22 protein-coding genes and 1 riboswitch are annotated in these 23,316 nt (G+C 70.7%); of the genes, 15 read left to right on the top strand and 7 right to left on the bottom strand.

Annotation, left to right across the window (positions count from 1 at the left end):
• Positions 1-75: 75 nt before the first annotated feature.
• The 11 genes from gcvH (at position 76) to AB0I53_RS28705 (ending at position 10,916) form a co-directional block, all read left to right on the top strand.
• A complete protein-coding gene (gcvH, locus tag AB0I53_RS28755; RefSeq protein WP_358609497.1) occupies positions 76-459 on the top strand; it encodes a glycine cleavage system protein GcvH in 384 nt (127 codons plus the stop codon).
• A 133-nt stretch (positions 460-592) separates the two neighbouring features.
• Positions 593-1,060: a glycogen accumulation regulator GarA gene (gene garA, locus AB0I53_RS28750; RefSeq protein WP_358609494.1), complete on the top strand. Its 468-nt coding sequence runs from the start codon at positions 593-595 to the stop codon at positions 1,058-1,060.
• A 393-nt stretch (positions 1,061-1,453) separates the two neighbouring features.
• Positions 1,454-1,930, top strand: coding sequence for a bifunctional nuclease family protein (locus tag AB0I53_RS28745; RefSeq protein ID WP_029534961.1), 477 nt, complete (start codon positions 1,454-1,456; stop codon positions 1,928-1,930).
• A 236-nt stretch (positions 1,931-2,166) separates the two neighbouring features.
• The gene (locus AB0I53_RS28740; protein WP_358609491.1) at positions 2,167-2,736 is read left to right on the top strand and encodes a MerR family transcriptional regulator; all 570 of its coding nucleotides are present in this window, start codon (positions 2,167-2,169) and stop codon (positions 2,734-2,736) included.
• Positions 2,737-2,822: 86 nt separating this feature from the next.
• Positions 2,823-2,924, top strand: a riboswitch (glycine riboswitch).
• A 172-nt stretch (positions 2,925-3,096) separates the two neighbouring features.
• Entirely contained in the window at positions 3,097-5,991 is a 2,895-nt protein-coding gene (gene gcvP / locus AB0I53_RS28735; protein WP_358609488.1) for an aminomethyl-transferring glycine dehydrogenase, read from the top strand.
• 155 nt (positions 5,992-6,146) lie between these two features.
• Positions 6,147-6,416 carry a HesB/YadR/YfhF-family protein gene (locus AB0I53_RS28730; protein ID WP_358609485.1) on the top strand — a complete coding sequence of 90 codons (270 nt, stop codon included), beginning with the start codon at positions 6,147-6,149 and terminating at the stop codon, positions 6,414-6,416.
• 177 nt (positions 6,417-6,593) lie between these two features.
• Positions 6,594-7,265, top strand: a complete 672-nt coding sequence (locus AB0I53_RS28725) for an energy-coupling factor ABC transporter permease (RefSeq protein ID WP_358609531.1) — start codon at positions 6,594-6,596, stop codon at positions 7,263-7,265.
• On the top strand, positions 7,262-7,603 hold the full coding sequence (locus tag AB0I53_RS28720) for a PDGLE domain-containing protein (protein WP_358609482.1): 342 nt from the start codon (positions 7,262-7,264) through the stop codon (positions 7,601-7,603). The genes AB0I53_RS28725 and AB0I53_RS28720 overlap by 4 nt, the downstream gene beginning before the upstream one ends.
• Positions 7,604-7,605: 2 nt before the next feature.
• Complete coding sequence (gene cbiQ / locus AB0I53_RS28715; protein WP_358609479.1) at positions 7,606-8,373, top strand: cobalt ECF transporter T component CbiQ; 768 nt, start codon at positions 7,606-7,608, stop codon at positions 8,371-8,373.
• Positions 8,361-9,140, top strand: coding sequence for an ABC transporter ATP-binding protein (locus AB0I53_RS28710; protein WP_358609476.1), 780 nt, complete (start codon positions 8,361-8,363; stop codon positions 9,138-9,140). Before cbiQ ends, AB0I53_RS28710 begins: the two co-directional genes overlap by 13 nt.
• Before the next feature lie 237 nt (positions 9,141-9,377).
• The gene (locus AB0I53_RS28705; protein ID WP_358609473.1) at positions 9,378-10,916 is read left to right on the top strand and encodes an AMP-binding protein; all 1,539 of its coding nucleotides are present in this window, start codon (positions 9,378-9,380) and stop codon (positions 10,914-10,916) included.
• A gap of 306 nt (positions 10,917-11,222) precedes the next feature.
• Here AB0I53_RS28705 and AB0I53_RS28700 read toward each other — a convergent pair whose 3' ends face one another.
• Positions 11,223-11,804, bottom strand: coding sequence for a TIGR03086 family metal-binding protein (locus AB0I53_RS28700; RefSeq protein ID WP_358609470.1), 582 nt, complete (start codon positions 11,802-11,804; stop codon positions 11,223-11,225).
• 138 nt (positions 11,805-11,942) lie between these two features.
• Between AB0I53_RS28700 and AB0I53_RS28695 the strand changes: the two genes are divergently transcribed.
• On the top strand, positions 11,943-13,175 hold the full coding sequence (locus tag AB0I53_RS28695; protein ID WP_358609467.1) for a Bcr/CflA family multidrug efflux MFS transporter: 1,233 nt from the start codon (positions 11,943-11,945) through the stop codon (positions 13,173-13,175).
• Here AB0I53_RS28695 and AB0I53_RS28690 read toward each other — a convergent pair whose 3' ends face one another.
• Positions 13,176-14,153: a DUF5937 family protein gene (locus AB0I53_RS28690; protein ID WP_358609464.1), complete on the bottom strand. Its 978-nt coding sequence runs from the start codon at positions 14,151-14,153 to the stop codon at positions 13,176-13,178. It lies immediately after the preceding gene.
• 75 nt (positions 14,154-14,228) lie between these two features.
• On the opposite strand from AB0I53_RS28690, the gene AB0I53_RS28685 reads away from it, so the two are divergent.
• Positions 14,229-15,491 (top strand): MFS transporter, encoded by a 1,263-nt coding sequence (locus tag AB0I53_RS28685; RefSeq protein ID WP_358609461.1) that lies wholly within the window; start codon positions 14,229-14,231, stop codon positions 15,489-15,491.
• A gap of 40 nt (positions 15,492-15,531) precedes the next feature.
• The gene (locus tag AB0I53_RS28680) at positions 15,532-15,912 is read left to right on the top strand and encodes a helix-turn-helix domain-containing protein (RefSeq protein ID WP_358609459.1); all 381 of its coding nucleotides are present in this window, start codon (positions 15,532-15,534) and stop codon (positions 15,910-15,912) included.
• Here the strand turns inward: AB0I53_RS28680 and AB0I53_RS28675 are convergent, their stop codons facing one another.
• From AB0I53_RS28675 to AB0I53_RS28655, 5 genes are all read right to left on the bottom strand, one after another.
• On the bottom strand, positions 15,913-16,788 hold the full coding sequence (locus AB0I53_RS28675; protein ID WP_358609456.1) for a 3-methyladenine DNA glycosylase: 876 nt from the start codon (positions 16,786-16,788) through the stop codon (positions 15,913-15,915). It lies immediately after the preceding gene.
• Between the two features lie 36 nt (positions 16,789-16,824).
• Positions 16,825-18,348, bottom strand: a complete 1,524-nt coding sequence (locus AB0I53_RS28670) for a protein kinase (RefSeq protein WP_358609453.1) — start codon at positions 18,346-18,348, stop codon at positions 16,825-16,827.
• A 111-nt stretch (positions 18,349-18,459) separates the two neighbouring features.
• The gene (locus AB0I53_RS28665) at positions 18,460-19,500 is read right to left on the bottom strand and encodes a hemolysin family protein (protein WP_358609450.1); all 1,041 of its coding nucleotides are present in this window, start codon (positions 19,498-19,500) and stop codon (positions 18,460-18,462) included.
• A complete protein-coding gene (locus tag AB0I53_RS28660) occupies positions 19,497-20,834 on the bottom strand; it encodes a hemolysin family protein (protein WP_358609448.1) in 1,338 nt (445 codons plus the stop codon). Before AB0I53_RS28660 ends, AB0I53_RS28665 begins: the two co-directional genes overlap by 4 nt.
• A gap of 182 nt (positions 20,835-21,016) precedes the next feature.
• A complete protein-coding gene (locus tag AB0I53_RS28655; protein WP_358609445.1) occupies positions 21,017-21,577 on the bottom strand; it encodes a TIGR03086 family metal-binding protein in 561 nt (186 codons plus the stop codon).
• 221 nt (positions 21,578-21,798) lie between these two features.
• Here AB0I53_RS28655 and AB0I53_RS28650 point away from each other — a divergent pair, with 221 nt between their 5' ends.
• Positions 21,799-23,274, top strand: coding sequence for a peptide MFS transporter (locus AB0I53_RS28650; RefSeq protein ID WP_358609442.1), 1,476 nt, complete (start codon positions 21,799-21,801; stop codon positions 23,272-23,274).
• Positions 23,275-23,316: the final 42 nt, after the last annotated feature.

Below are 23,316 nucleotides of genomic sequence, written 5' to 3'. Positions count from 1 at the left end.
CGCTCGCCGAGCCGATCACGCGAACCTCCGTGAACGGTGATCCACAGCACCAGCGGACGAGGAAGGCGGGACCACGTGGCGGCCCCGGACGAGATCAAGTACACCGAAGAGCACGAGTGGATTCAGCGCACGGCTGACGACAAGGTGCGCATCGGGATCACCGACTACGCCCAGCAGCAGCTGGGCGACGTGGTGTTCGTGCAGCTGCCGGACCTCGGCCAGCAGGTCACCGCCGGCGAGTCGATGGGCGAGGTGGAGTCGACCAAGAGCGTCTCGGAGATCTACGCGCCGGTGACCGGCGAGGTGGTGGCCCGCAACGAGCAGCTGGAGGACGAGCCGGAGCTGGTCAATTCGGCCCCGCTGGGCGGCGGCTGGATGGTCGAGCTCAAGCTCGCCGACTCGGCGCAGCTGGACGGTCTGCTCGACGCCGAGGCCTACCAGAAGCTGACCGAAACCTGATCCGACCAGGCAAGATCGTCGGCCTGTCAGGGTCTGCGAGGAAGATGTCGGGAGTCCCGCGTCTCGTGCCTGTACCTGCACGGTACGTTGGGCACATACTTGGCACGATCTATCCGCGTAGAGGAGAGCTCAGGTGAGCCAATTCCCCGGCCACGGCGACGTTCCGCCGGAGCAGTCACCGGAGACCACCTCGGTCTTCAGGCCCTTCCTCTCGGAGCCGGAAAGCACCGAGAGTGCGTCCCCGGAGCCCGCCGCCGCATCCGGGGTCGATGCGCTGCCCGCAGGGTCCGCCCTGCTGGTGGTCAAGCGCGGCCCCAACGCGGGGTCGCGATTCCTGCTGGACCGGGAGACCACCAGCGCGGGACGGCACCCGGACAGCGACATCTTCCTCGACGACGTCACGGTTTCCCGCCGGCACGCCGAGTTCCGGCGCGAAGGCAACGACTTCGTGGTCGTCGACGTCGGCAGCCTCAACGGCACCTACGTCAACCGGGAGCCAGTCGACACCTCGGTGCTCGCCAACGGTGACGAGGTGCAGATCGGGAAGTTCCGGCTGGTGTTCCTGACCGGTCCGATCGACGGGGGGCCGGGCTCCCGCTGAGGGTGGCCCAGGGACCGAATAGTCCATCCGCCAGCGGGGCGGCGCCGAAGTGGCGTCGCCCCGCTGGCGCGTGAAGGTACTGCGCAGCCGAGATCAACTGAGTTCCCGAGCGGGGAATTTCCCGCCGTCGCAACCGGTTTCCACGTTGTAGCGGTCCTCTTTCCGCCGGTCCGGCGGGCGGGTTGGCGGTGTATCGTGCTGGTAATGCTCGAAGACGAGCTCAGCCAGCGGTTCGGGCCAGATGCACCGGCAAGAAGGCCGCGGATTCGGTGGTCGACCAGACCGCTAAAGGGATGGGCGTGTCCGCCGCAACGCGGGTAGCGTCGGAGGCGTCGGTGCGCGATCCTCGACGGGGATGTCACGCTTCGGCGCGCTGGAGGAGGCGATGTGACGATGAGCAGCGAGATGCGCGTCGTCGGCGTGCGAGTTGAACTACCAGCAAACCAGCCGATTCTGCTGTTGCGCGAAGCGCACGGCGAGCGTTACCTGCCGATCTGGATCGGCTCGGTCGAGGCGACCGCCATCGCGCTGGAGCAGCAGGGTGTGCGGCCGCAGAGACCCCTTACCCACGACCTGCTGAAGGACGTCATCGGCGCCCTCGGGCGCGACCTGGAACAGGTGCGGATCACCGACCTGCAGGACGGCACCTTCTTCGCCGAGCTGGTGTTCGACGGGGATGTGCGGGTCTCCGCGCGGCCGAGCGACTCGGTGGCGCTGGCGCTGCGCATCGGGGTGCCCATCCACGCCGACGAGTCGGTGCTGGACGAGGCGGGGCTGATCATCCCGGACGAGCAGGAGGACGAGGTGGAGAAGTTCCGCGAGTTCCTGGACTCCGTCTCCCCGGAGGACTTCCGCGGCGCCGACACCTGAGCCCGCCGATCGACCGACGAGACAGCCCGGCCCCCGTCTGCGCGAGCAGGCGGGGGCCGGGTCGTCCGGGTGCCCCGCGCGTCGCGTTGACCTCCCCGCGGGGCAGGCATACCGTCGAACTTACGCGAATTGCCCCGGTGTGATTCGGCCGCTGGGCGGTGTTCGCGGCCCCGGATCGCGATGGTCCGGGAGCTGGTGATCGTCGTCGGCTTCGTGCCGGACGAGGGGAGGCAGGCGTGGTCGAGGAAGCGTCCAACCGGGATGCTGCCGTGGAGCAGGGCGAGCTGTTCCCCGACGCCTCGCTGCCGGACGAACTGGTCGGCTACCGGGGCCCGGCCGCCTGCCAGATCGCCGGCATCACCTACCGCCAGTTGGACTACTGGGCGCGCACCAAGCTGGTCGGCCCGTCCATCCGCGGTGCCGCCGGCTCCGGCTCGCAGCGGCTGTACTCGTTCAAGGACATCCTGGTGCTCAAGGTGGTCAAGCGACTGCTGGACACCGGGGTGTCGCTGCACAACATCCGGGTCGCAGTGGAGCACTTGCGCAACCGGGGCGTGCAGGACCTGGCCAAGCTGACGCTGTTCAGCGACGGGACGACGGTCTACGAGTGCACCTCTGCCGAGGAGGTGGTCGACCTGTTGCAGGGTGGCCAAGGGGTGTTCGGCATCGCCGTCAGCGGTGCGATGCGCGAGATCAGCGGCACGATCCACGACTTCCCGGCCGAGCGGGCCGACGGCGCCGAGCTGGTGCCGGTGGACGACGAGCTGTCCCGCCGCCGGCGCGACCGGCAGGCCGAGACCGGCTGAGCCGACTGGTCCGGTCGGGTGGTGTGCGGCCGGTGACATCGCTGGTCCGTTAGGGCCCCCTGATCGGGTAAGCTGCGGCACATCGCCGACCCCGTGCGGGAGAGTCCGGCCCGGCCTCGGCCGCGGTCGGCGCCGAAGGAGCAACCCTCCCCGACAACCTCTCAGGCCACCTGGACCGCACGGGCGAGATACCTCTGGAAAGAGGGCGCACCACAGTCGTGGTGCACCCCGCCGACGGTGCAAGCCCGGTTCCCGGGTGAAGCTCTCAGGCGTTCGCTTCGCGGACAGTGACAGAGGGGGAGAGCAGGGCAGTTCCGGCTGCCTGCCGCCCTTTGCCGCCGCGACGATTGAGGTTTGGCGATGACCGACGTGACCCACGACCGCATCCCCCTGGCCGCCCTGGAGCACGGCACGCCGTTCGCCGACCGGCACGTCGGCCCGATGCCGGCCGAGCTGGCCCGCATGCTCGACGTGATCGGCGTCGGCTCGCTGGAGGAGCTGGGGCAGAACGCCGTGCCGGACACGATCAGGGAAGGCGACCTGCAGCTGGCGCTGCCAGAGCCGGCCACCGAGTCCGAGGCGCTGGCCGAGCTGCGCGAGCTGGCGCGCCGCTGTCGCCCGCACACCGAGATGATCGGGCTCGGCTACTACGGCACGGTCACGCCGCCGGTGATCCTGCGCAACGTGCTGGAGAGCCCCGCCTGGTACACGGCCTACACGCCGTACCAGCCGGAGATCTCGCAGGGCCGGCTCGAAGCGCTGCTGAACTTCCAGACGATGGTCGCCGACCTGGCCGGGGTGCCGGTGGCGAACTCGTCGATGCTCGACGAGTCCACGGCGGCGGCCGAGGGCATGACGCTGGTGCGCCGCGCGGGCCGGGCGAAATCGCCGCGGTTCGTGGTGGACGCCGACACGCTGCCGCAGACCATCGCGGTGATCGAGACCCGCGCGGAGCCGCTGGGCATCGAGGTCGTCGTCGCCGACCTCTCCGCGGGCGCGCAGGCGTTGCCGGAAGGCGAGTTCTTCGGCGTGCTGCTGTCCTACCCGGGCGCTTCCGGCGCGGTGCGGGACCACGAGGAGATCATCGCCGAGGTGCACCGGCGCGGCGCGAAGGCCGTCGTCGCTGCCGACCTGCTGGCGCTGACGCTGTTGCGCTCGCCCGGCGAGATCGGTGCGGACGTGGTGGTCGGCAGCACGCAGCGGTTCGGCGTGCCGATGGGCTTCGGCGGCCCGCACGCCGGATTCATGGCCGTGGCCAAGGGGCTCGAGCGGCAGCTGCCGGGGCGGCTGGTCGGCGTGAGCGTCGACGCCGACGGCAACCCGGCCTACCGGCTGGCGCTGCAGACCCGTGAACAGCACATCCGCCGCGAGAAGGCCACCAGCAACATCTGCACCGCGCAGGTTCTGCTGGCCGTAGTGGCGTCGATGTACGCGGTGTACCACGGCCCGGCCGGGCTGCGGTCGATCGCGACCCGCGCGCACCGGATGGCGGCGGTGCTCGCCGAGCAGCTGCGCCGCGGCGGGATCGAGGTGCCGCACCGGGAGTTCTTCGACACGATCGTCGCGAAGGTGCCGGGCAAGGCCGACGACATCGTCGCCACGGCCCGCCGGGGCGGCATCAACCTCCGTCGGGTGGACGCCGACCACGTCGGCATCAGCTGCGACGAGACCACCACGCGGGCGCACCTGACTGCGGTGTGGCAGGCGTTCGGGATCGCCGGCACCGACGTCGACGAGCTCGACATCGAGACGCCGGACGCGCTGCCCGCGGCGCTGGAGCGCACCTCTGAGTACCTGACCCACCCGGTGTTCCACACCCACCGCTCCGAGACCTCGCTGCTGCGTTACCTGCGGCGGCTGTCGGACAAGGACATCGCGCTGGACCGCAGCATGATCCCGCTGGGCTCGTGCACGATGAAGCTCAACGCGACGGCCGAGATGGAGCCCATCACCTGGCCCGAGTTCGGCTCGCTGCACCCGTTCGCGCCCGCGCAGGACGCCGAGGGGCTGCTGTCGATCGTCAAGGACCTGGAGACCTGGCTGGCCGAGGTCACCGGCTACGACGCGGTGAGCCTGCAGCCCAACGCCGGTAGCCAGGGCGAATTCGCCGGCCTGCTGGCGATCCGCGCCTACCACCGCAGCCGTGGTGCCGCGGACCGGGACGTGTGCCTGATCCCGGCGAGCGCGCACGGCACCAACGCCGCCAGCGCCGTCATGGCCGGGATGCGGGTGATCGTGGTGCGCTGCGACGAGGCCGGCAACATCGAGCTGGAGCACCTGCGCGAGCTGGTCGCCGAGCACGCCGACGACCTCGCTGCGATCATGATCACCTACCCGTCCACGCACGGCGTGTACGAGGACACCGTGCGCGAGGTGTGCGGGCTGGTGCACGACGCGGGCGGCCAGGTCTACGTCGACGGCGCGAACCTGAACGCCCTGATCGGCCTGGCGCGGATGGGCAAGTTCGGCTCCGACGTCTCGCACCTGAACCTGCACAAGACGTTCTGCATCCCGCACGGCGGCGGCGGCCCGGGCGTCGGCCCGATCGGCGTGCGCGAGCACCTGGCGCCGTTCCTGCCGAACCACCCGATGCAGCCCGCCGCCGGACCGGCGACCGGCGTCGGCCCGATCAGCGCCGCCCCGTGGGGCAGCGCCTCGATCCTGCCGATCTCCTGGGCGTACGTGCGGATGATGGGCGCCGACGGCCTGCGCCGGGCGACGCTGACCGCGGTCGCGGCCGCCAACTACGTCGCCCGCCGCCTCAACAACTACTTCCCGGTGCTCTACACCGGCAAGGGCGGCTTCGTCGCGCACGAGTGCATCCTCGACCTGCGGCAGATCAGCAAGACCAGCGGCATCACCGTCGACGACATCGCCAAGCGGCTGGCCGACTACGGCATCCACGCGCCGACGATGTCGTTCCCGGTGGCCGGCACCCTGATGGTCGAGCCGACGGAGAGCGAGAACCTGGCGGAGCTGGACCGTTTCTGCGAGGCCATGATCGCGATCCGGGCGGAGATCGACAAGGTCGTCGCCGGGCAGTGGCCGGCCGACGACAACCCGCTGGTGGGCGCCCCGCACACGGCGCAGTCGCTGGCGAAGGACTGGGACCACGCCTACTCCCGCGAGGAGGCGGCCTACCCGCTGGGCACCGACGTGCCGAAGGTGTGGCCGCCGGTGCGCCGAATCGACGGCGCCCGCGGCGACCGCAACCTGGTCTGCTCCTGCCCGCCCCTGGACGCCTACGAGGCGTGATCCGTCGACGACGCCCCCGGACCGCTGTTGCGGCCGGGGGCGTCGTGGCGTTCGGGGCCGGTGACACGCCGGGGACGGCTCGGTTTGCGTAGCGGCGGCGGCTGATGACACGGTGGCCCCTTCAGCTGACCGGCTCCGAGAAGGGGTTGAGCAATATGCTCACCATCAGTGAGAGCGCCGCAGAGGTCATCAAGCTTGTCCTCGTCGGTGGCGACTCTCCGGAAGGTTCCGGCCTGCGCATTGCGCCGGCGGGTGAAGGACTGCAGGCGTCGATCGCCGCCGAACCGCAGGCGGGTGACGAGGTGATCGAGGAGTCCGGGGTGCGGGTGTTCCTCGAGTCGCAGGTCGCGGCGCTGCTCGGCGACAAGGTGCTGGACGCCGAGCGGGACACCAACGGCGAACTGGCGCTGGCCGTCCGAGACTGACCGAACGGACTCGAACCGTCGTTCTGGGTGTTATGCCCGGGACGGCGGTTTTTTCTCGCCCAACTGCGATCTAGGCCTCCTGCCAGGTACTGGTGATTGCGGTATTGCCGCAACTACTCTCGATGCGCAGCTGTTCCGGCCAGGAGGGAGCGCGTCGTGCCGACCACCACGCTCGCGATGCACATGAGCGACGGGTTGCTCAACGCGCAGACGGCGTTGCTGTTCGCGGCCGTGGCGATAGCCGGGCTGGCGGTCGCGCTGGCCAAGGCGCGGGCCGACCTGGACGACCGCACGGCGCCGATGGCGGGGTTGGTCGCCGCGTTCGTCTTCGCCGCGCAGATGATCAACTTTCCGGTGCTGCCCGGCGTCAGCGGGCACCTGCTCGGCGGGGCGCTGGCGGCGATCCTGGCCGGGCCGTGGGTCGGCGCGCTGTGCGTGGCGATCGTGCTGGTGGTGCAGGCGCTGTTGTTCGCCGACGGCGGGCTGACCATGCTGGGCGCGAACATCACCAACATGGCGCTGATCGGCACCGCCGTCGGCTACCTCGTCGCGCTCGCGCTGCGCCGCTTCGCGCGGCGAAGCCGGGCCGGGCTGCTGGTGACCGCCTTCGTCGCGGCCTGGGTGAACACCGTCGCCGCCTCCGGCGGCTTCATCCTCGAATACGCGGTGGGCGGCGCGGCCGGTTTCGGCCTCGGCACGGCCTCGATCGCGGTGGTCGGGGTGCACTGCCTGATCGGCATCGGCGAGGGCGTGATCACGGCGGCCACGGTGGGTGCCGTCGCGGCCGCCAGACCGGACCTGGTCCACCTGCTGCGCGTCGGAAAGCGGACGAAGGAGAACGTGCGATGAGCGTCCCGCGCCGGCGTTTCCTGCTGGCCTTCGGCCTGTTCATCCTCGTCGTCGCGGGCGGCGTGGCCTACTTCGCGGATTCCGACCCGGACGGGCTGGACGCGGTGACGCAGCGCGGCTGCACCGTGGTCGAGACCGAGCAGGGTGAGCAGTTGGAAGGTCGGTGCATCGCGCAGCACGCCCAGGACCACGCGTTCTCCGGCGGCCCGCTGGCGGATTACACCGTCGGCGGCGATGACCGCTGGACCGGTGTGGCCGGCGTGATCGGCGCGGTGGTCACGCTCGGCGCCGCCGGCGGCTTGTTCTGGGGCCTGCGCCGCCGGACCGGGGGCGAGTAGCGGTGGGCGCCGGCCACGCCAGCGCGCTGCACCTGCCCGGCGATTCGGCCCTGCACCGGTCGGCGCCCGAGGTCAAGATCGTCGCGGCTTTCCTGGTGGTGCTGTGCGTGGTGGCGACGCCGCGCGAGGTGTTCTGGGCGTTCGGCGGATACGCCGCGCTGCTGTTCGGGCTGGCGCTGATGGCCCGGATTCCGCCGCGCTGGCTGGCCGGCCGCCTGCTGATCGAGGTGCCGTTCGTGGTGCTCGCCCTGGTGCTGCCGTTCACCGCGGGCGGCGCGACCACCGAGGTGGCGGGCCTGGCACTGTCCGTCGAAGGCTTGCTGGCGGGCTGGAACATCCTGGTCAAGGGCACGCTCGGGTTGGCAACGTCGCTGCTGCTGGCCGCCACGACCGCGCCCCGGGAGCTGGTGGTCGGGCTGCAACGGCTGCGCGCGCCCCGGCTGCTGATCACCATCATCACGCTGATGCTGCGCTACGCCGAGGTGATCGTCGCCGAGGCCAAGAGGATGCGGGTCGCGCGCATCTGCCGCGGTCACGATCCGCGGTTCCTGTGGCAGCTCGGCGCGACCGCGCGCGGGGTCGGGAGCCTGTTCATCCGCTCTTACGAGCGGGGCGAACGCGTGCACCTGGCGATGGTGTCGCGGGGCTGGAGTGGCGCGATGCCCGAGTTGGGCGAGTCGCGCCGGACATCATCGGCGGCGTGGTGGCTGGGCATGGCGCCACCGGCCGTCGCCGCCGTCGTGCTGGGAGTGGCCTTGTGGACCGCCTGACCGAACCCTCGCCGGAGACCACCGCCGAGTCGCCGTCCGCGCCGGCGCTGGAGGTGTCCGGGCTGGCGTTCCGCTATCCGGACGGCCACCGCGCGCTCAGCGGCGTGGACCTGCGCGTCGAGCGCGGGGAGCGGGTCGCCGTGCTCGGCCCCAACGGCGCCGGCAAGACCACCATGACGCTGCACCTCAACGGCGTGCTGAGCGCCGAGTCGGGGCGCATCGACGTCGGTGGATTGGCGGTGGATTCGCGGAATCTGAAGGAGATCCGCCGCCGCGTCGGGTTGGTGTTCCAGGATCCCGACGACCAGCTGTTCATGCCGACGGTGCGCGAGGACGTCGCGTTCGGCCCGGCGAACTTCGGGGTGCGCGGCGAGGCGCTGGCCGAGCGCGTCCGGTCGGCACTCGACGCGGTGGGCATGGTCGAGCACGCGGATCGCTCTCCGCTGCACCTCTCCGGCGGTCAGCGCAAGCGGGTCGCGCTGGCCACGGTGCTCGCGTGCCGGCCGGAGCTGCTGGTGCTGGACGAGCCGTCGTCGAACCTCGAACCGGTGGCTCGGCGCGAACTCGCCGAGGTGCTGTTGGCCTGGGGCGGCACGATGCTCATGGTCACCCACGACCTGCCGTACGCGCTGCAGCTGTGCCCGCGCAGCGTGCTGATCGACGACGGCGCGGTGGTCGCCGACGGTCCCACCGCGGAACTGCTGTCCGACGCGGAGCTGCTGGCCGCGCACCGCCTCGAGCTCCCTTACGGCTTCCGGATTCCCTGACCGGGCTCCCGCGGCGCGGATCCGGTCGGATCTTTGCCGCTTTCGGACGCCTTGACCTCGCTTGTTCGCAAGGCGAGGGTGAGCGGGTCTGTCGCAGCGTGGCGAGGAGGCACCGATGGGTTCGGTGGAAACCGTTCGCGGACCGGTAGATCCCGGCGATCTGGGCAAAGCACCGAGGTACGAGACGACGCTGGTCGGCAATCCCCGGCACGACGTGGCCGGGGAGGAGTGAGCGGGATGCCGATCGAACCGCATCCGCGCGGTGCCGCTCCGTTCGACACCTCCGGAATCCGGCGCGACAGTCGCGGAATCGCGCACTACACCGGCCTTTCCTCGTCGTTGGTGACCATGCTCCGGTCCACGGCGGAACGCTTCCCGGACAACGAGGCGCTCGTCGAGGTCGACGGCGAGCGGCTCACCTACCGGCAGTTGTGGGACCGGGCGGCGCGGGTCGCCGGCGGGTTGCGCGCGGCCGGGATCGGCCGGGGCGACCGGGTCGCGAGCCTGCTGCCCGCCGGGGTGGGGTGGGTGCTGGGATTCCTGGGCACGCAGCTGGCGGGGGCGGTCGCGGTGCCGGTGAACATCCGGTTCGCCGCGCCCGAGATCGACTACGTGCTGACCGACTCCGGCGCGAAGCACGTGCTGCGGCCCGGCGATCCGCTGCCCGACGGCCCGTCCTGCGCGGTCGATGACCTGTCGCCGGACGATCTCGCGGCGATCTTCTACACCAGCGGCACCACCGGTTTCCCGAAGGGGGCGATGACGACCCACGAGAACTTCCTGTCCAATGTGGAGACCGCGCTCCGGGTGATGGGCACGGACCGGGCCGACGGCCCGCGGCAGCGCAACCTGGTGTCGGTGCCGCTGTTCCACGTGACCGGCTGCAACACCCAGCTGCTCGTGCAACTCGCCCTCGGCGGCACCACCGTCGTGCTGCCGGACTTCCAGGCGCAGCGGTTCCTGCGCGCCCTCGTCGAGGAGCGGATCAACACCCTCATAACGGTGCCCGCGATCTACGCGCTGGCGTTGGCGCAGCCGAACTTCGCGGACCTGGATGTCAGCGCGGTCACCCAGGTCAACTACGGTGGCGCGCCGATCGCCCCGGCACTGGTAGAGCGGATCAAGGCGGGCTTCCCCCGGGCCAGGGTGGGCAACGGGTTCGGCCTGACCGAGACGTCGTCGATCGCGACGTTCCTGCCGCACGAGTGGGCCGCCGAGCACGCCGACTCCGTCGGGTTCGCCGCGCCCGTGGTGGATCTGGCGGTGGACGCGCCGGACCCGGAAAGCGGCGTCGGCGAGCTGCTCATCCGCGGCCCGAACATCGTGGCCGGGTACTGGAACAAGCCGGAGGCGACCGCGAACGCCTTCGTCGACGGCTGGCTGCACACCGGAGACCTGGCGCGCATCGACGAGCACGGTCTGGTCCGCGTCGTCGACCGCGCCAAGGACATGATCAACCGGGGCGGCGAGAACGTGTACTCGGTCGAGGTGGAGAACGCGCTGGCCGGGGCGCCCGGCGTCGCCGACGTGGCGGTCGTCGGCGTGCCGGACGACGTGATGGGGGAGAAGGTCGGCGCGGTGGTGGTACCGCCGCTGGGCGGCGAGTTCGACCCGCAGGCGGCGCTGGCCTACCTGGCTGATCGCCTCGCCGACTTCAAGGTGCCGCAGTACTTCGCGGTGCGCACCGACCCGCTGCCCCGCAACCCGGGAGGGAAGCTGCTCAAACGCCGACTCCGCGAGCAGACCGAGTGGGGAAACCCGGTCTGGGGCCGCTGAGCCCGAAGACTCGTGAGCACTTTCTGTCGCTATAGAGGCTGTTTTGGATGTGGTGACGTGCGGATGTGGTAACGCGGGCGTTTTGTATTTGAAGCGGCGCAGCCGCTTAGCCCACCCTCGCAGCTTGCACCGCCGCGGGTTCTCAGAGGTCTTCTCGCGAGGACAGCCCCGACGTGGTGAATTGGCATTCATGATGTCGGGGATCCCACAGCGAGAAGGCCTCTGAGGTTCCGCCACCCGCACCGCTATGCAGAACGAGTTTGGAAACAGGCTCTGTAGTAGCAACCGAAAGTGCTCACGGGTTTCTCATGGCTGCCAGGCCGGGTTGCGGCCGGTGAGGCTGACGAGCTTGTCCAACGGCGTCGCGTCGGGGGTGACCTCGACGGGCGGGCCGAACGGGCTGTCGGAGCTGCGTTCCTCGGCGGCGGCCATGGACACGAACTCCAGGGTGGCCGCCTGCGACGCGGCGTCGCACCGGAACTGCTGCCCGGTGGCCTTCGCGATGTCCCAGCCGTGCACCACCAGCTCGTTCATCGCGACCGCGCCCGCGACGGGGCCGGGCAGCTGGATGCCACCGGCCTGCGTCATGCCGTCCCAAGCCGCCGGCTCGCGCCACGCTTCGGCCAGCGCGGCCAGTTGGGCCGGGATGCGGGTTCGCCAGTCGCCGGGCAGCCGGGCGGCGTCTCCGGACGGTCCTCCGCCGGTCAGCGAGAAGTCCTTCGCGGCTGCCGCGGTGAACGCCAGCGACAGCCCGCTTACGTGGTCGATCAGGTCGCCGAGGGTGTACTCGGTGCACGGCGTCGGCGCGGTGAGCTGCTCGTCGGCAACGTGCTCCAGCAGGGTCGCCAGCTGCTCGGCGGCAGGCCTGAGGTCGGGCAGGTCGGTCATTCGTGACTCCTTGGAAGGCTGTCCTGGTGGGAGAGACCGATCCGGTGCCCGATTCTCATCGGCAGGCCCGCCCGCTGCCCGGTGTGCGTCGCGGAGTTACGGTTACCGGTCGGTATCGAGCACCACGGGAGCGAACAAATGGGGGACCAACCGCGCAGGGTGAAGTACGTGCTGATCCTGGGCGCACTGTCCGCGTTCGGCCCGCTGTCGATCGACATGTACCTGCCCGCCTTCCCGACGATCGCCGCCGACCTGCAAGCCGGGCCGTCGCAGGTGCAGCTGTCGCTGACGGCCTGCACGGTCGGCCTGGCCTTGGGCCAGCTCGTCGCCGGACCGCTGTCGGACACCTTCGGCCGCCGCCGGCCGTTGCTGATCGGGCTGGTGGTGTTCACCCTGGCGTCGCTGCTGTGCGCGGTCGCGCCGTCGGCGTATGCGCTGGCAGGGCTGCGGTTGGTGCAGGGCCTCGGCGGTGCCGCCGGGATCGTCGTCGCCCGCGCCGTGGTGCGAGACCTGTACTCGGGCGTGGCGATGGCGCGGTTCTTCTCGCTGCTCATGCTGGTCAACGGGTTGGCACCGATCCTCGCGCCGCTGATCGGCGGGCAGATGCTGCGGGTGACGTCCTGGCGCGGCGTGTTCCTGGTGCTCGGCGTGATCGGCGTGGTGCTGCTGGTGGCGACCGCGTTCGGGGTGCGGGAGACGCTGCCGACCGAGTCGCGGCGGCCCGGCAGCCTGGGCAGCACGCTGCGGACCTTCGGCAGCCTCCTCGGCGACCGGGCGTTCGTCGGGTACTCGCTGTCCGCGGCGCTGGCGTTCGCGGCGATGTTCGCCTACATCGCCGGTTCGTCGTTCGTGCTGCAGGACGTCTACGGCATGTCGCCCCAGCTGTTCAGCCTGGTGTTCGGCGTGAACTCGCTGGGCATCGTGCTCTTCGGGCAGCTCAACGGACGGCTGGTGGCCCGGGTCGACCCGAGGCGGCTGCTGGCGATCGGGCTCGGCATCAACGCGGTCGGCGGCGTCGCGGTGGCGTTGTCCGCCGCGTTCGGGCTGGGCCTGCCGGGGCTGCTGCCGGCGCTTTTCCTGGTGGCGTCGAGCATGGGCGTGGTGTTCCCCAACGCCATGACCCTGGCGCTGTCCGGGCATCCCGAGACGGCCGGGAGCGCATCGGCGCTGCTGGGCGTCATGCAGTTCCTGGCCGGTGGCCTCGCCGCGCCGCTGGTGGGTTCGGCGGGCACCGGCACCGCACTGCCGATGGGCGTGGTCATGGGAGCCCTGTCGCTGTCCGCGGTCGTGGTCTACCTCGCGCTGACCCGCCGCGCCCGGTCCGAGGCGCGATCGGGCGACCGTGCGGAGGAGCGGACCACCCAGCGCTGATCAGCTGGACCGGGCGAGGAGGGCCTCGGCCAGGTCCGTCCGGCTGTAGAGCACGTAGCGTCCCTCCCGCCGCACCGAAACGAGCCCGGCGTCGCGGAGGGCGGTCAGGTGTTGCGAGGCGTTCCCGGCGGACATCCGGGTCCGGCGGGAGAGTTCCGTGGTCGACCTCGGGGCGGACAGTTCGGCCAGCAGCAGGGCCCTGGATCTGCCGATGACCGCGGCCAGCGCGTCGGGCGCGGTGCGCTGCTTCGGGGTCCAGAGCGCGGCGATGCCGCGCGACGGGTAGCGCAGCGCCGCCGGCCACAGCGGCTCCAGCTTGGAGAAGACGGTGGGCCAGACGAACGTCGACGGCACCAGGACGAGGCCCCGGCCGTCCAGCGCGTGCGTGCCGGCGAAGTACCGGTGCGTCACCTGCAGGCCGTCGTCGTGCCAGCGGACTCGGGGGCTGAGCTCGTTGAGCAGCCGCGTGGCGCCGCCCTCCACCAGCAGGGCGCCGCGGTGCCGGACGTCCTGGTCCAGCAGGTCGAGCATCTCCGGCGACCACGGCCGGATCGCCCGCTCCCAGTAGCTCTCGATCATCCCGGCCAGCCGGTGCAGTTCGCGGCCCGGGTCGGCGTGCAGCCGGCGGACCGGCGCCGACGCGGTGTGGCCGGCGTTCTCGATCATCGTCCGGACCGAATGCGGCGGCACCGCCCGCAGTCCTTCGAGCTCCTCGGCCAGGGTCGGTCGCGAGGTGGTCGGGGTCGGCGCGAGGAACCCGGGCAGGTACTTGGTCGGGGTCGGCACCAGGTCGAACAGCAGCGACAGGTCGGCGGTGCTGCGCTGCAACCGCTGCTCGACCTCGGCCCGCCACGAGCCGTGCAGCGGGTGCCGGCCGGGCTCCTTCAGGATCCGCACGCTGGCCGCGACCTCCCACAGGGGCGAGAACGCGAACCGGACGCGGGCCAGGTCACCGGCGGACATCGTCATCTTGAGCATCCGATGCCTCCCGGTGGTGATTCGGCTCAGTCTAAATTCGTGGTCACCCGACAGGGTGAGAACCATGGTTGCCGGGTGATCAACGACCGGACCAACGATTCAGCCCGCCTGCCGAGGGAATTCCGGCTGCTGTTCGCCGCTGTCGGCGGCAGCGACCTCGGCACCCAGATCAGCTTCGTCGCGCTGCCGCTGACCGCCGTCCTCGCGCTCGGCGCGGGCCCGGCGCAGGTCGGCGCCGTCGGCGCCCTCAGCACCGTCGCGTTCCTGCTGGTCGGGCTGCCCGCCGGGGCCTGGGTGGACCGGCTGCCCCGCCGCGCGGTGATGATCACCACGGATGTGGTGCGCGCCGTGCTGTACGCCTCGATCCCCGCCGCGTGGCTGCTGGGCGTGCTGACGATGGCGCAGCTGTACGCGGTCGCGCTGCTCGGCGGGATCGCGACGGTGTTCTCCGAGGTGGCCGCTCAGAGCTTCCTGCCGGAAGTCGTGGGGCGGGCGCAGCTGGTGCGGGCCAACGCCCGGCTGATGGGGATGCGCGGGGTGAACCAGATCGTCGGCCGGAGCGTCGGCGGATTGCTGGTGTCGGTGCTCACCGCGCCGGTGACGATCGCGTTCGACGCGATCAGCTACGCATGCGCGGCCGTCGCCATCGGGCGGATCCGGGCCGTGCGGGCGACCGCGCCGGTGCAGCGAGCATCGCGAGTGTGGTCGGATGTCGCGGCGGGTGTGCGTCACGTGCTCGGGAACCGGTTGTTGCGGCCCATGGCGATCGAAGGCGCACTGACGAACTTCGCCACGACTCTGACCCTCACGATCCTGCCGGTCCTGTTCGTCCGGGAGCTCGGGATCAGCGAGTTGGCGCTGGGCTTGTTCCTCGCCATCGGCGGCTGCGGTGCGCTGGCCGGGGCGATCGGCGCGCGTGCGCTCGGCGAGCACTTCGGGCACGGCCGGATGCTGTGGATCACCGGGGCGGTCGCGAGCTGCGCCGGGTGCTTCGTGCCGCTGCTCGGCAGCGGTTCGTGGTTGTGGCTGGCGGCCGTGGCGTGGGCGCTGATCACCATGAAGGCCGGCATCGGGAACGTGCTCGCGGTGAGCCTGCGGCAGGCCGCCACGCCGGATCACCTCATGGGCCGGATGAACGCGACGTTCCGGTTCCTGCTGACCGGCGCGCTCGCCGTCGCATCCGTGCTGGCCGGGGTGCTCGGCGAACTCGCGGGCGTTCGCGCGGTGCTGTGGGTTTCGGCGGGCGCCTTCGCGGTGAGCTGGCTCGTCGTCTTCCTCTCGCCGTTGCGCTTCCTGCGGGAGCTGCCTGCGGAGCCGCGTGTTCCGGCGCCACGGTAACCAGTTGTAACCGACTGCTCGGCCGTGCTATAGGTACCTGGTGGTTACCAGCGAGGACAGCATCCTCAAGCGCGGGGATCTGACGGATCCGAACTGCCCGACCCGGCTGGTGCTGGACCGCATCGGGGACAAGTGGACGGTGCTGGTGGTGACGCTGCTGTCCGACGGCCCGATGCGCTTCACGCGGCTGCGCAGCGGCATCGGCGGAGTCGCGCCGAAGGTGCTGACGCAGACGTTGCGCGCGATGGAGCGCGACGGTCTGGTGATCCGGACCGTGTACCCGGAGGTGCCGCCGAAGGTGACCTACGAGCTGACCGACCTCGGGCATTCGCTGCGCGGGCCGGTGGAGGCGATCGCGGACTGGTCCGAGCGCAACGTCAACCGCATCCTCGCCGCCCGGGCCGCCGCCGACGAAGGATGATCACACCGGCTGGGCCGCCCAGTCGAGGATCTCGCGGCAGGTGTCGATCAGCCGCTGCCGCAGGACGGCGGCCTCGGCGGCGAAGTCGCGTTGCCGCCGGACGTAGTCGGCGCGGCCGTCGGGAGTTTCGATCGGCAACGGCTCGTAGCCGAGTTCACGCAAGTCGTACGGGCTGGCCCGCATGTCGAGTTCACGCACCCGCACGGCCAGCTCGAAGCAGTCGGCGACCAGCTCGGCGGGCACGAACGGTTCGAGCTTGTAGCTCCATTTGAACAAATCCATGTTCGCATGAAGGCAGCCCGGCTGTTCCAGGCTGACCTGGTCGGCGCGCTCGGGTTGCAGCGCGTTGAGCGGGCGGGCCTGCGGGGTGAAGAACCGGAACGCGTCGTGGTGCGTGCAGCTGATCGGCATCGACTCGACGACCTCGTCGGTGCCGTCGTGCCCGAGCCGCAGCGGCCATCCGGTGTGCCGGATGTCTACCGGTTGCGTCCGGTAGACCATGGCCCACTCGTGCAGCCCGAAGCAGCCGAGCCGGGCCTTGCGGGAGGCCGTGGCGGTCAGCAGCCCGAGCACGAATTCGGTGCTGGCGCGGCGTTTCTCGGTCAGCGCGGCCGGATCGAGCGCGACGCCGTCCAGCGTCTCGGCGAAGCCGCGGCGGGCCAGGAACTCCTGGCCGCCCGCCAGCGCGACGCCGACGCTCGGCTGCCAGCGCTCCAGCCGGGCAGGGCGAAATGAGTAGTACTGGAAGAGGAAGTCCAGCACCGGGTGCTTCCGGCGCTCGTGCTGGCGCTGGCGGTGCGGCTGCGTCCAGCGCGCGACCCGCTCCCGGTGGGCGGCCTGCCGGGTCCGCCAGTCCTGCTCAGACAGCACAATCATCGCCGGTCAGGGTAGTCGAGGCCGGTGCGGCGGCGGTCAGCGGTGGAAGAACTTGAACCAGTCGAGGTCCAGGAAGTCCCCGCCTCCGTCCGCGACGAAGGACAGGTACACGTCCCGCCTGCCGGTAACGGGCTCCTGCAGGTCGACCGGCACCTCCTTCCACTTCTGTCCGTCCACGGTGGACGACACGTTGATCTTGCCGATGACCTTGCCCTTCGGGCCGCCGAGCCGGACCTCGATCTTCGCCTTCACCCCGTCGTCGGCCCACGTCCGCAGCTGCGCGGAAACCTGGGTCGCCGGCTCGGAGCCGAAGTCGATGCCCCGGAACAGCACCCCGTCGCCGTTGTTGATCGGCCCGATGAACCCGACCGGCCCCTCATTGTCGGCGGCGACGCCGCCGGACTGCGTCTCGAAGGACTCCGCCTGGATCATGCGGTAGGCGGACGTGCTGCGATTCTGCCCGGACGATGGCTCCAGCGGCGCCACGCCCGGGCCGCCGGACGGGCGTTCGGCGACTCCGGCGTAGAAACCGGCGACCCCGGCGGCACCCGCGAGCAGCACCGCGAGGCCGCCCACCGCGACCGCCGTCCGGCGCCCGTTCCGGCTTTTCGGCGCGTTCACCGGCCCGGTGGGCAGGGTTTGCGACGAGGTGCCCAGGTGGGTGGGTGCGCGCGGTGCGGGCTCGGTGGCGTCGAGCAGGGCGTCGAACGGGGCCGCGCCGGCACCGCGCGTCAGGTCCTGGAGGCGGCGGCGCACTTCGAGCAGCGGCATCCGCTGCTCCGGATCCTTGACCATCAGACCGCTGATGACATCGCCGATCGGGCCGGTCTGGCGGTGCTGCGGCACCGGCCCGTGCACGATCGAGCTGACGGTGATCAGCGGGTCGCCGGAGGTGTCGTACGGCAGCCGCCCTTCGGCCGCCGCGAACAGCGTCGCGCCGAGGCTCCACAGGTCGGCGGAGGGGCTCAGGGAGCGGCCCATCGCGATCTCCGGCGCCAGGTAGGCGGGAGTGCCGACCAGGACGCCGGTGCGGGTGAGCGTCGTTTCCGCGGCGTTGCGGGAGATGCCGAAGTCGGCGAGCTTCACCTGGCCGTGGCGTCCCAGCAGCACGTTTCCGGGCTTGACGTCGCGGTGCACGATGCCCACCTGGTGCGCCGCCTCCAGCGCCGCGGCGACGCCGTCGACCAGCACGGCGAGCTGGTGCAGATTCAGCGCCCCGTTCTTGTTGAGCAGGCTCGACAGGCTCTGCGCCCGCACCAGCTCCATCACGACGAACGGCTGGTCGCCATCCCGCGCGACGTCGTAGAGCATGACGGCGTTGGGGTGGCTGAGCACCGCCATCGAGCGCGCCTCGCGCAGGGCGCGTTCGCGCAGCTCGGCCGCCTCCTCTTCGGGGATGCCGGGGGACAGCCGGAGCTCCTTGACCGCCACCTCCCGCTGCAGCAGCTCGTCGGTGCCCGACCAGACGTAACCCATCGCGCCGCGGCCGATGGTGCTCTCCAGCCGGTACCGGCCGCCGATGACGCGGGGGGCCGTGCTGACCTCTTGGTGGTGAGCCACGACCCGATCATCTCGCACACCGTGACCCTAATGGGTGATAAATCGGCTAATGGGTATGAGTGCGAAAACGCGTCTTCTGGGCTGCGGTCGAAACCCAGAAGACGCGCTCCGTCAGTGCACGTGCGTGGCGTCGCGGACGGTGCCGACGTACTCCTCGACCAGGTCCTCGAGCGCGACGACGCCGACGGGCTTGCCCGTGGTGTCGACGGCTTCGGCGAGGTGGCTCCCGGCCCGGCGCAGCGACGTCAGGGCCTCGTCGAGCAGGGCGCCCACCGGCACCGTCGGCAGCCGCCGGATGCGGCCGGGCGCGATGGGAGTGGAGGGATCGTGCCCGGCTTGGTCGAGCACGTCCTTGACGTGCAGGTAGCCCCGCAGCGCGCCGTCATCACCCCGCACCGGGAACCGGGAGAACCCGGTCTCGGTCACCACCCGTTCCACATCGCCCAGCGTCGGGCGCTGCGGCAGCGTCGTCAGCTCCGGCAGCGGCACGAGGACGTCGGCGACGGTGTGCTCCACAGAGGACAGCGTTTGCGCCAGCCTGCGGTGCTCGGACTGCTCCAGCAGGCCTTCGCGGCGGGATTCCACCAGCAGCTCGGCGAGTTCCGCCGAGGTGTAGGCGGTGTCGAGTTCCTCCTTGGGCTCCACCCGCAGCAGGCGCAGCACGGTGTTGGCCAGCATGTTGAACACGGCGATCAGCGGCCGGGCCAGGGTGACGAACCCGACCAGCGGCGGCACCAGCCACAGCGCGAGCCGCTCGGGCTCGGCGATGGCCAGGTTCTTCGGCACCATCTCGCCGACGAGCACGTGCAGGACGACCACGATCGCCAACGCGATCGCGAACGCCACGGCGTGCATGACCGGAGCGGGGATGCCGAGGGCGGCGAAGGGCACCTCCAGCTGGTGGGCGACGGCGGGTTCGCCGAGCCGCCCCAGTCCCAGCGAGCACAGCGTGATGCCCAGCTGGGCGCTGGTGAGCATCAGCGAGCCTTCCTGGCTGGCCTTGATCACGATCCTGGCCCGGGTCTTGCCCTGGGCCAGCAGCGCCTCCAGCCGGTCGCGGCGCGAGGACAGCAGCGAGAACTCCGCGCCCACGAAGAACGCGTTGAGCAGCAGCAGGACGACACCGAGGAGGATCGCGAAACCGTCGCTCATCGGACTTCCTCCACGACCTCGGCGGGCGCCGTCTGGCGGGCGAGCCGCAGCTCGGCGATGCGGTGGCGGTCCATCCGCGTGACGGTCAGCTTCCATCCAGCGGGGTCGAGGCGATCGCCGACCTCGGGAATGCGGCCCAGCCGGGCCAGCACGAAACCGGCGACGGTCTCGTAGTCCCCGTCGGGCACGGCGAACTCGGTGGCCTCGGCGAGCTCGTCCGGGCGCAGCCGCCCGGAGATGATCCAGGTGTCATCGCCGACGCGGCGCACGGCGGCGATCTCGCGGCGGTCGTGCTCGTCGCGGACGTCGCCGATGATCTCCTCGACGACGTCTTCCAGCGTCACGATGCCCGCGGTGCCGCCGTATTCGTCGACCACCACGGCCAGCTGGAGCCCGGAACCGCGCAGCCGGTTCAGCAGCGCGTCGCCGTCCAGCGTCTCCGGCACCGTCGGCACCGGCCGGGCCAGCGATCCCACCGGAGTCGCTTCGCGACGAGCGGCGGGCACGCCGAACGCCTGCTTGACGTGGACGACACCGTGCACCTCGTCCAGGTCGGCGCCGTGCACCGGGAAGCGGGAGAACCCGGTGCGGCGGGCGATGTCGAGCAGGTCCAGCACGCTGTCGCCGGCCGTCAGCGATTCGACGCGCACGCGCGGGGTCATCAGTTCTTCGGCGGTGCGGTCGCCGAAGCGCAGCGATCGGTCCATCAGCTGGGCGGTCGCCGAGTCCAGCGTTCCGTGCTCGGCGCTGGAACGCACGATCGAGCCGAGCTCGTCGGGCGAACGCGCCGACCGGAGTTCCTCCTGGGGCTCGATCCCGAAGCGGCGCACGACCCAGTTGGCGCTGTTGTTCATGGCATCGATCAGCCAGCGGAAGACCTGCGAGAACCGGGCGTGGTAGCCGGAAACCGCGCGCGCGGTCGGCAACGGCCGGGCGATCGCGAGGTTCTTGGGCACCATTTCGCCGAAGACCATCGACAGCGTGGTGGCCAGCAGGATCGCCAGCGTCAGCGACACCGCCCCGGCGACCTCGCCGGGCAGTCCCAGCGCGATCAGCGCCGGCCTGATCAGCTCACCGATCAACGGCTCGGCGACGTAACCCGTGATCAGGGTCGTCAGCGTGATCGCGACCTGAGCGCCGGAGAGCTGGAACGACAGCGTTCGGTGCGCCTTGTGCACGGCCCGCGCGCGCCGGTCGCCGACCTGGCGAACGTGCGCGTCCACCGTGCTGCGTTCCAGGGAGGTCAGCGAGAACTCCGCGGCGACCGCCAATCCGGTGCCCAGCGTGAGAATGCCGACGAAAACGAGGCCGAGAACGGCCAGCAGGATTTCCATCACCGGTCACCCCGGGCAGGGAAACCGGCCATCAGATTCGGAAAGCCGGGACTATGTCCCGGCTCGGTACTGCCCTCAGGGGATTGTGCCGCAGGCACTGAAGACGTCACTCCTAGACAGAAATTCGGAAAAATACGACGCCAGTATACGGGGTCGATTCCCGTCCGGCCGTGCCAACATCATCACGAGCGCCCGAGCAGGGCCAGCAGCTTCGCCTGCTCATCGGCGTCGGCGGCCACCGGTCGCGGCGGGGCGAAGATCCCCATGTCCGCCCAGGCCGGGATCTGCGGCGCGAACACGGTGTGCACCGCCGTCACCAGCGCCGGATCCAGCCGGTCGTCGGCGCCGATGCCGCGGGCCAGGTCCCAGGCGTGCACCGCCAGGTCCAGCGTCATCTGCCAGCCGTAGTCCTGCGCCGGGATCACGCCGCCGGTGACGTTGACTTCGCCGCTGGTCGCGCCCGGTTCGTCCCACGCCCGCCGGGCCGCCGCGGCGGCCTCCCGCCACGTGCCGACCGGGTCGGCGCCCAGCACGTCACCGTCGAAGCGGTCGCCGACCTCGTCCAAGGTGGCGCCGTCGAGCAACCACGGAGCCCACAGCTGTTCGGACACCAGGTGGCCGAGCAGGTCCCGGACGCTCCACCGCGTGCACGGCGTCGGCGCGTCCCACTGCTCGGCGCCGATGCGCTCCACCCGGGCGTCGAACTCGGCCATGGCCCTGCGGTGGGCGTCCAGCAGCTGCATGATTTCTCCCGATGAGCGTTGTGAAATCGGTCACGGAGCGCCTGGTGGTGGCGGCGGAGTCCCTGGCCACGCGTTCAGTGTGGCTGGTCGGGGGCTCGTGCGGCATCCGCGCCGCGGCGGGTTTACGCCCCGGTGGTCTAAGCCACTGAGGCGAGACGTAACCTGCCGCAGGTTTCGTCGAGCGGCTACCGCCGCCAGGTCACACACGAGAGGACGTGATCGTGAGCACACCCACGGTTGCGGACGCACCGCAGAGGGGCTTCTTCGGCCACCCCCGCGGCTTGTCGACGCTGTTCTTCACCGAGATGTGGGAGCGGTTCTCCTACTACGGCATGCGCGCGATCCTCGGGTACTACTTGTACTTCGCGGTCGCCCAGGGCGGCTTGGGGATTCCCGAGTCGACCGCGCTGTCGGTGGTCGGCGTCTACGGCGCCTCCGTCTACATGACCGGCATCCTCGGCGGCTGGCTCGCCGACCGGGTCGTTGGCGCGCAACGAGCGGTGTTCTACGGCGGCTGCGTCATCATGCTCGGCCACATCAGCCTGGCCTTGCCCGGCGGCATCGCCACGGTGGTGCTCGGGCTCGTGCTGCTGGTGATCGGCACCGGCCTGCTGAAGCCGAACATCTCCGGCCTCGTCGGCGGACTCTACGGGGAACACGACACGCGCCGCGACGCCGGGTTCTCGATCTACTACATGGGCATCAACCTCGGCGGGTTCCTGGCGCCGTTCGTCGTCGGCACCCTCGGCGAGAAGGTCAGCTGGCACGTCGGGTTCGGTGCGGCGGCCGTCGGCATGGCGATCGGGCTGATCCAGTACCAGTTCGGGCGCAAGAACCTGGGCTCGGCCGGGCTGGTGCCGGTCAATCCGCTGCCCACCGGGCACAAGGGCCGGGTGCTGGCGCGCGCGATCGGCATCGGCCTGGCGTTCATCGTGGTCCTGGTGGGCCTGTCGGTGAGCGGCGTGATGGGCCTGGACGGCCTGGTCAACGTGATCAGCCTGATCTCCGCGGTGCTGCCGGTCATCTACTTCGCGGTGATGCTCTCCAGCAAGCAGATCACCAAGATCGAGCGGGACCGGCTGATCGCCTACATTCCGCTGTTCCTGGCGACCGCGCTGTTCTTCCTGCTGTTCGAGCAGCAGCCGAACACGCTGGCCAACATCGCCGAGGCGGACACCGACCTGAACATCTTCGGCTTCGAGATCCCGGCCTCGTGGTTCCAGTCGATCAACTCGCTGGCGATCATCGTGCTGGCGCCGCTGATGGCGTTGCTGTGGACGAAGCTGGGGGAGCGGCAGCCGTCGACCCCGCAGAAGTTCGTCGGCGGGCTGTTCTTCGTCGGCGTCTCGTTCCTGTGGGTCGTGGTGTCGAAGTTCGTCGCCGGCGACGGCAAGCACCTGCCGATCCTGCTCGCGCTGGTGTTCGTGATCATGACCTTGGGCGAGCTGATGCTCTCGCCGGTCGGCCTGTCGGCGAGCACCAAGCTGGCGCCGAAGGTCTTCGCCTCCCAGACCATGGGCCTGTACTTCCTCGCCCCGGCGATGGGACAGGGCCTCGGCGCCCAGGTGGTGAAGCTGTACTCGGTGGACAACCAGCCGATCTACTTCGGCATCGTCGGCGTGGCCACGATCGGCTGCGCGGCGCTCCTCCTGATCGGTTCGAAGAGCATCAAGCGCTACATGCACGGCGTGAACTGATGTGACAGCAAAAGGCCGGCCCCGACGATCTCGGGGCCGGCC

Origin of the sequence: Saccharopolyspora sp. NPDC050389 (assembly GCF_040655595.1) — a bacterium.
Lineage (GTDB): Bacteria > Actinomycetota > Actinomycetes > Mycobacteriales > Pseudonocardiaceae > Saccharopolyspora.
This window is presented reverse-complemented; position numbering and strand designations above follow the sequence as displayed.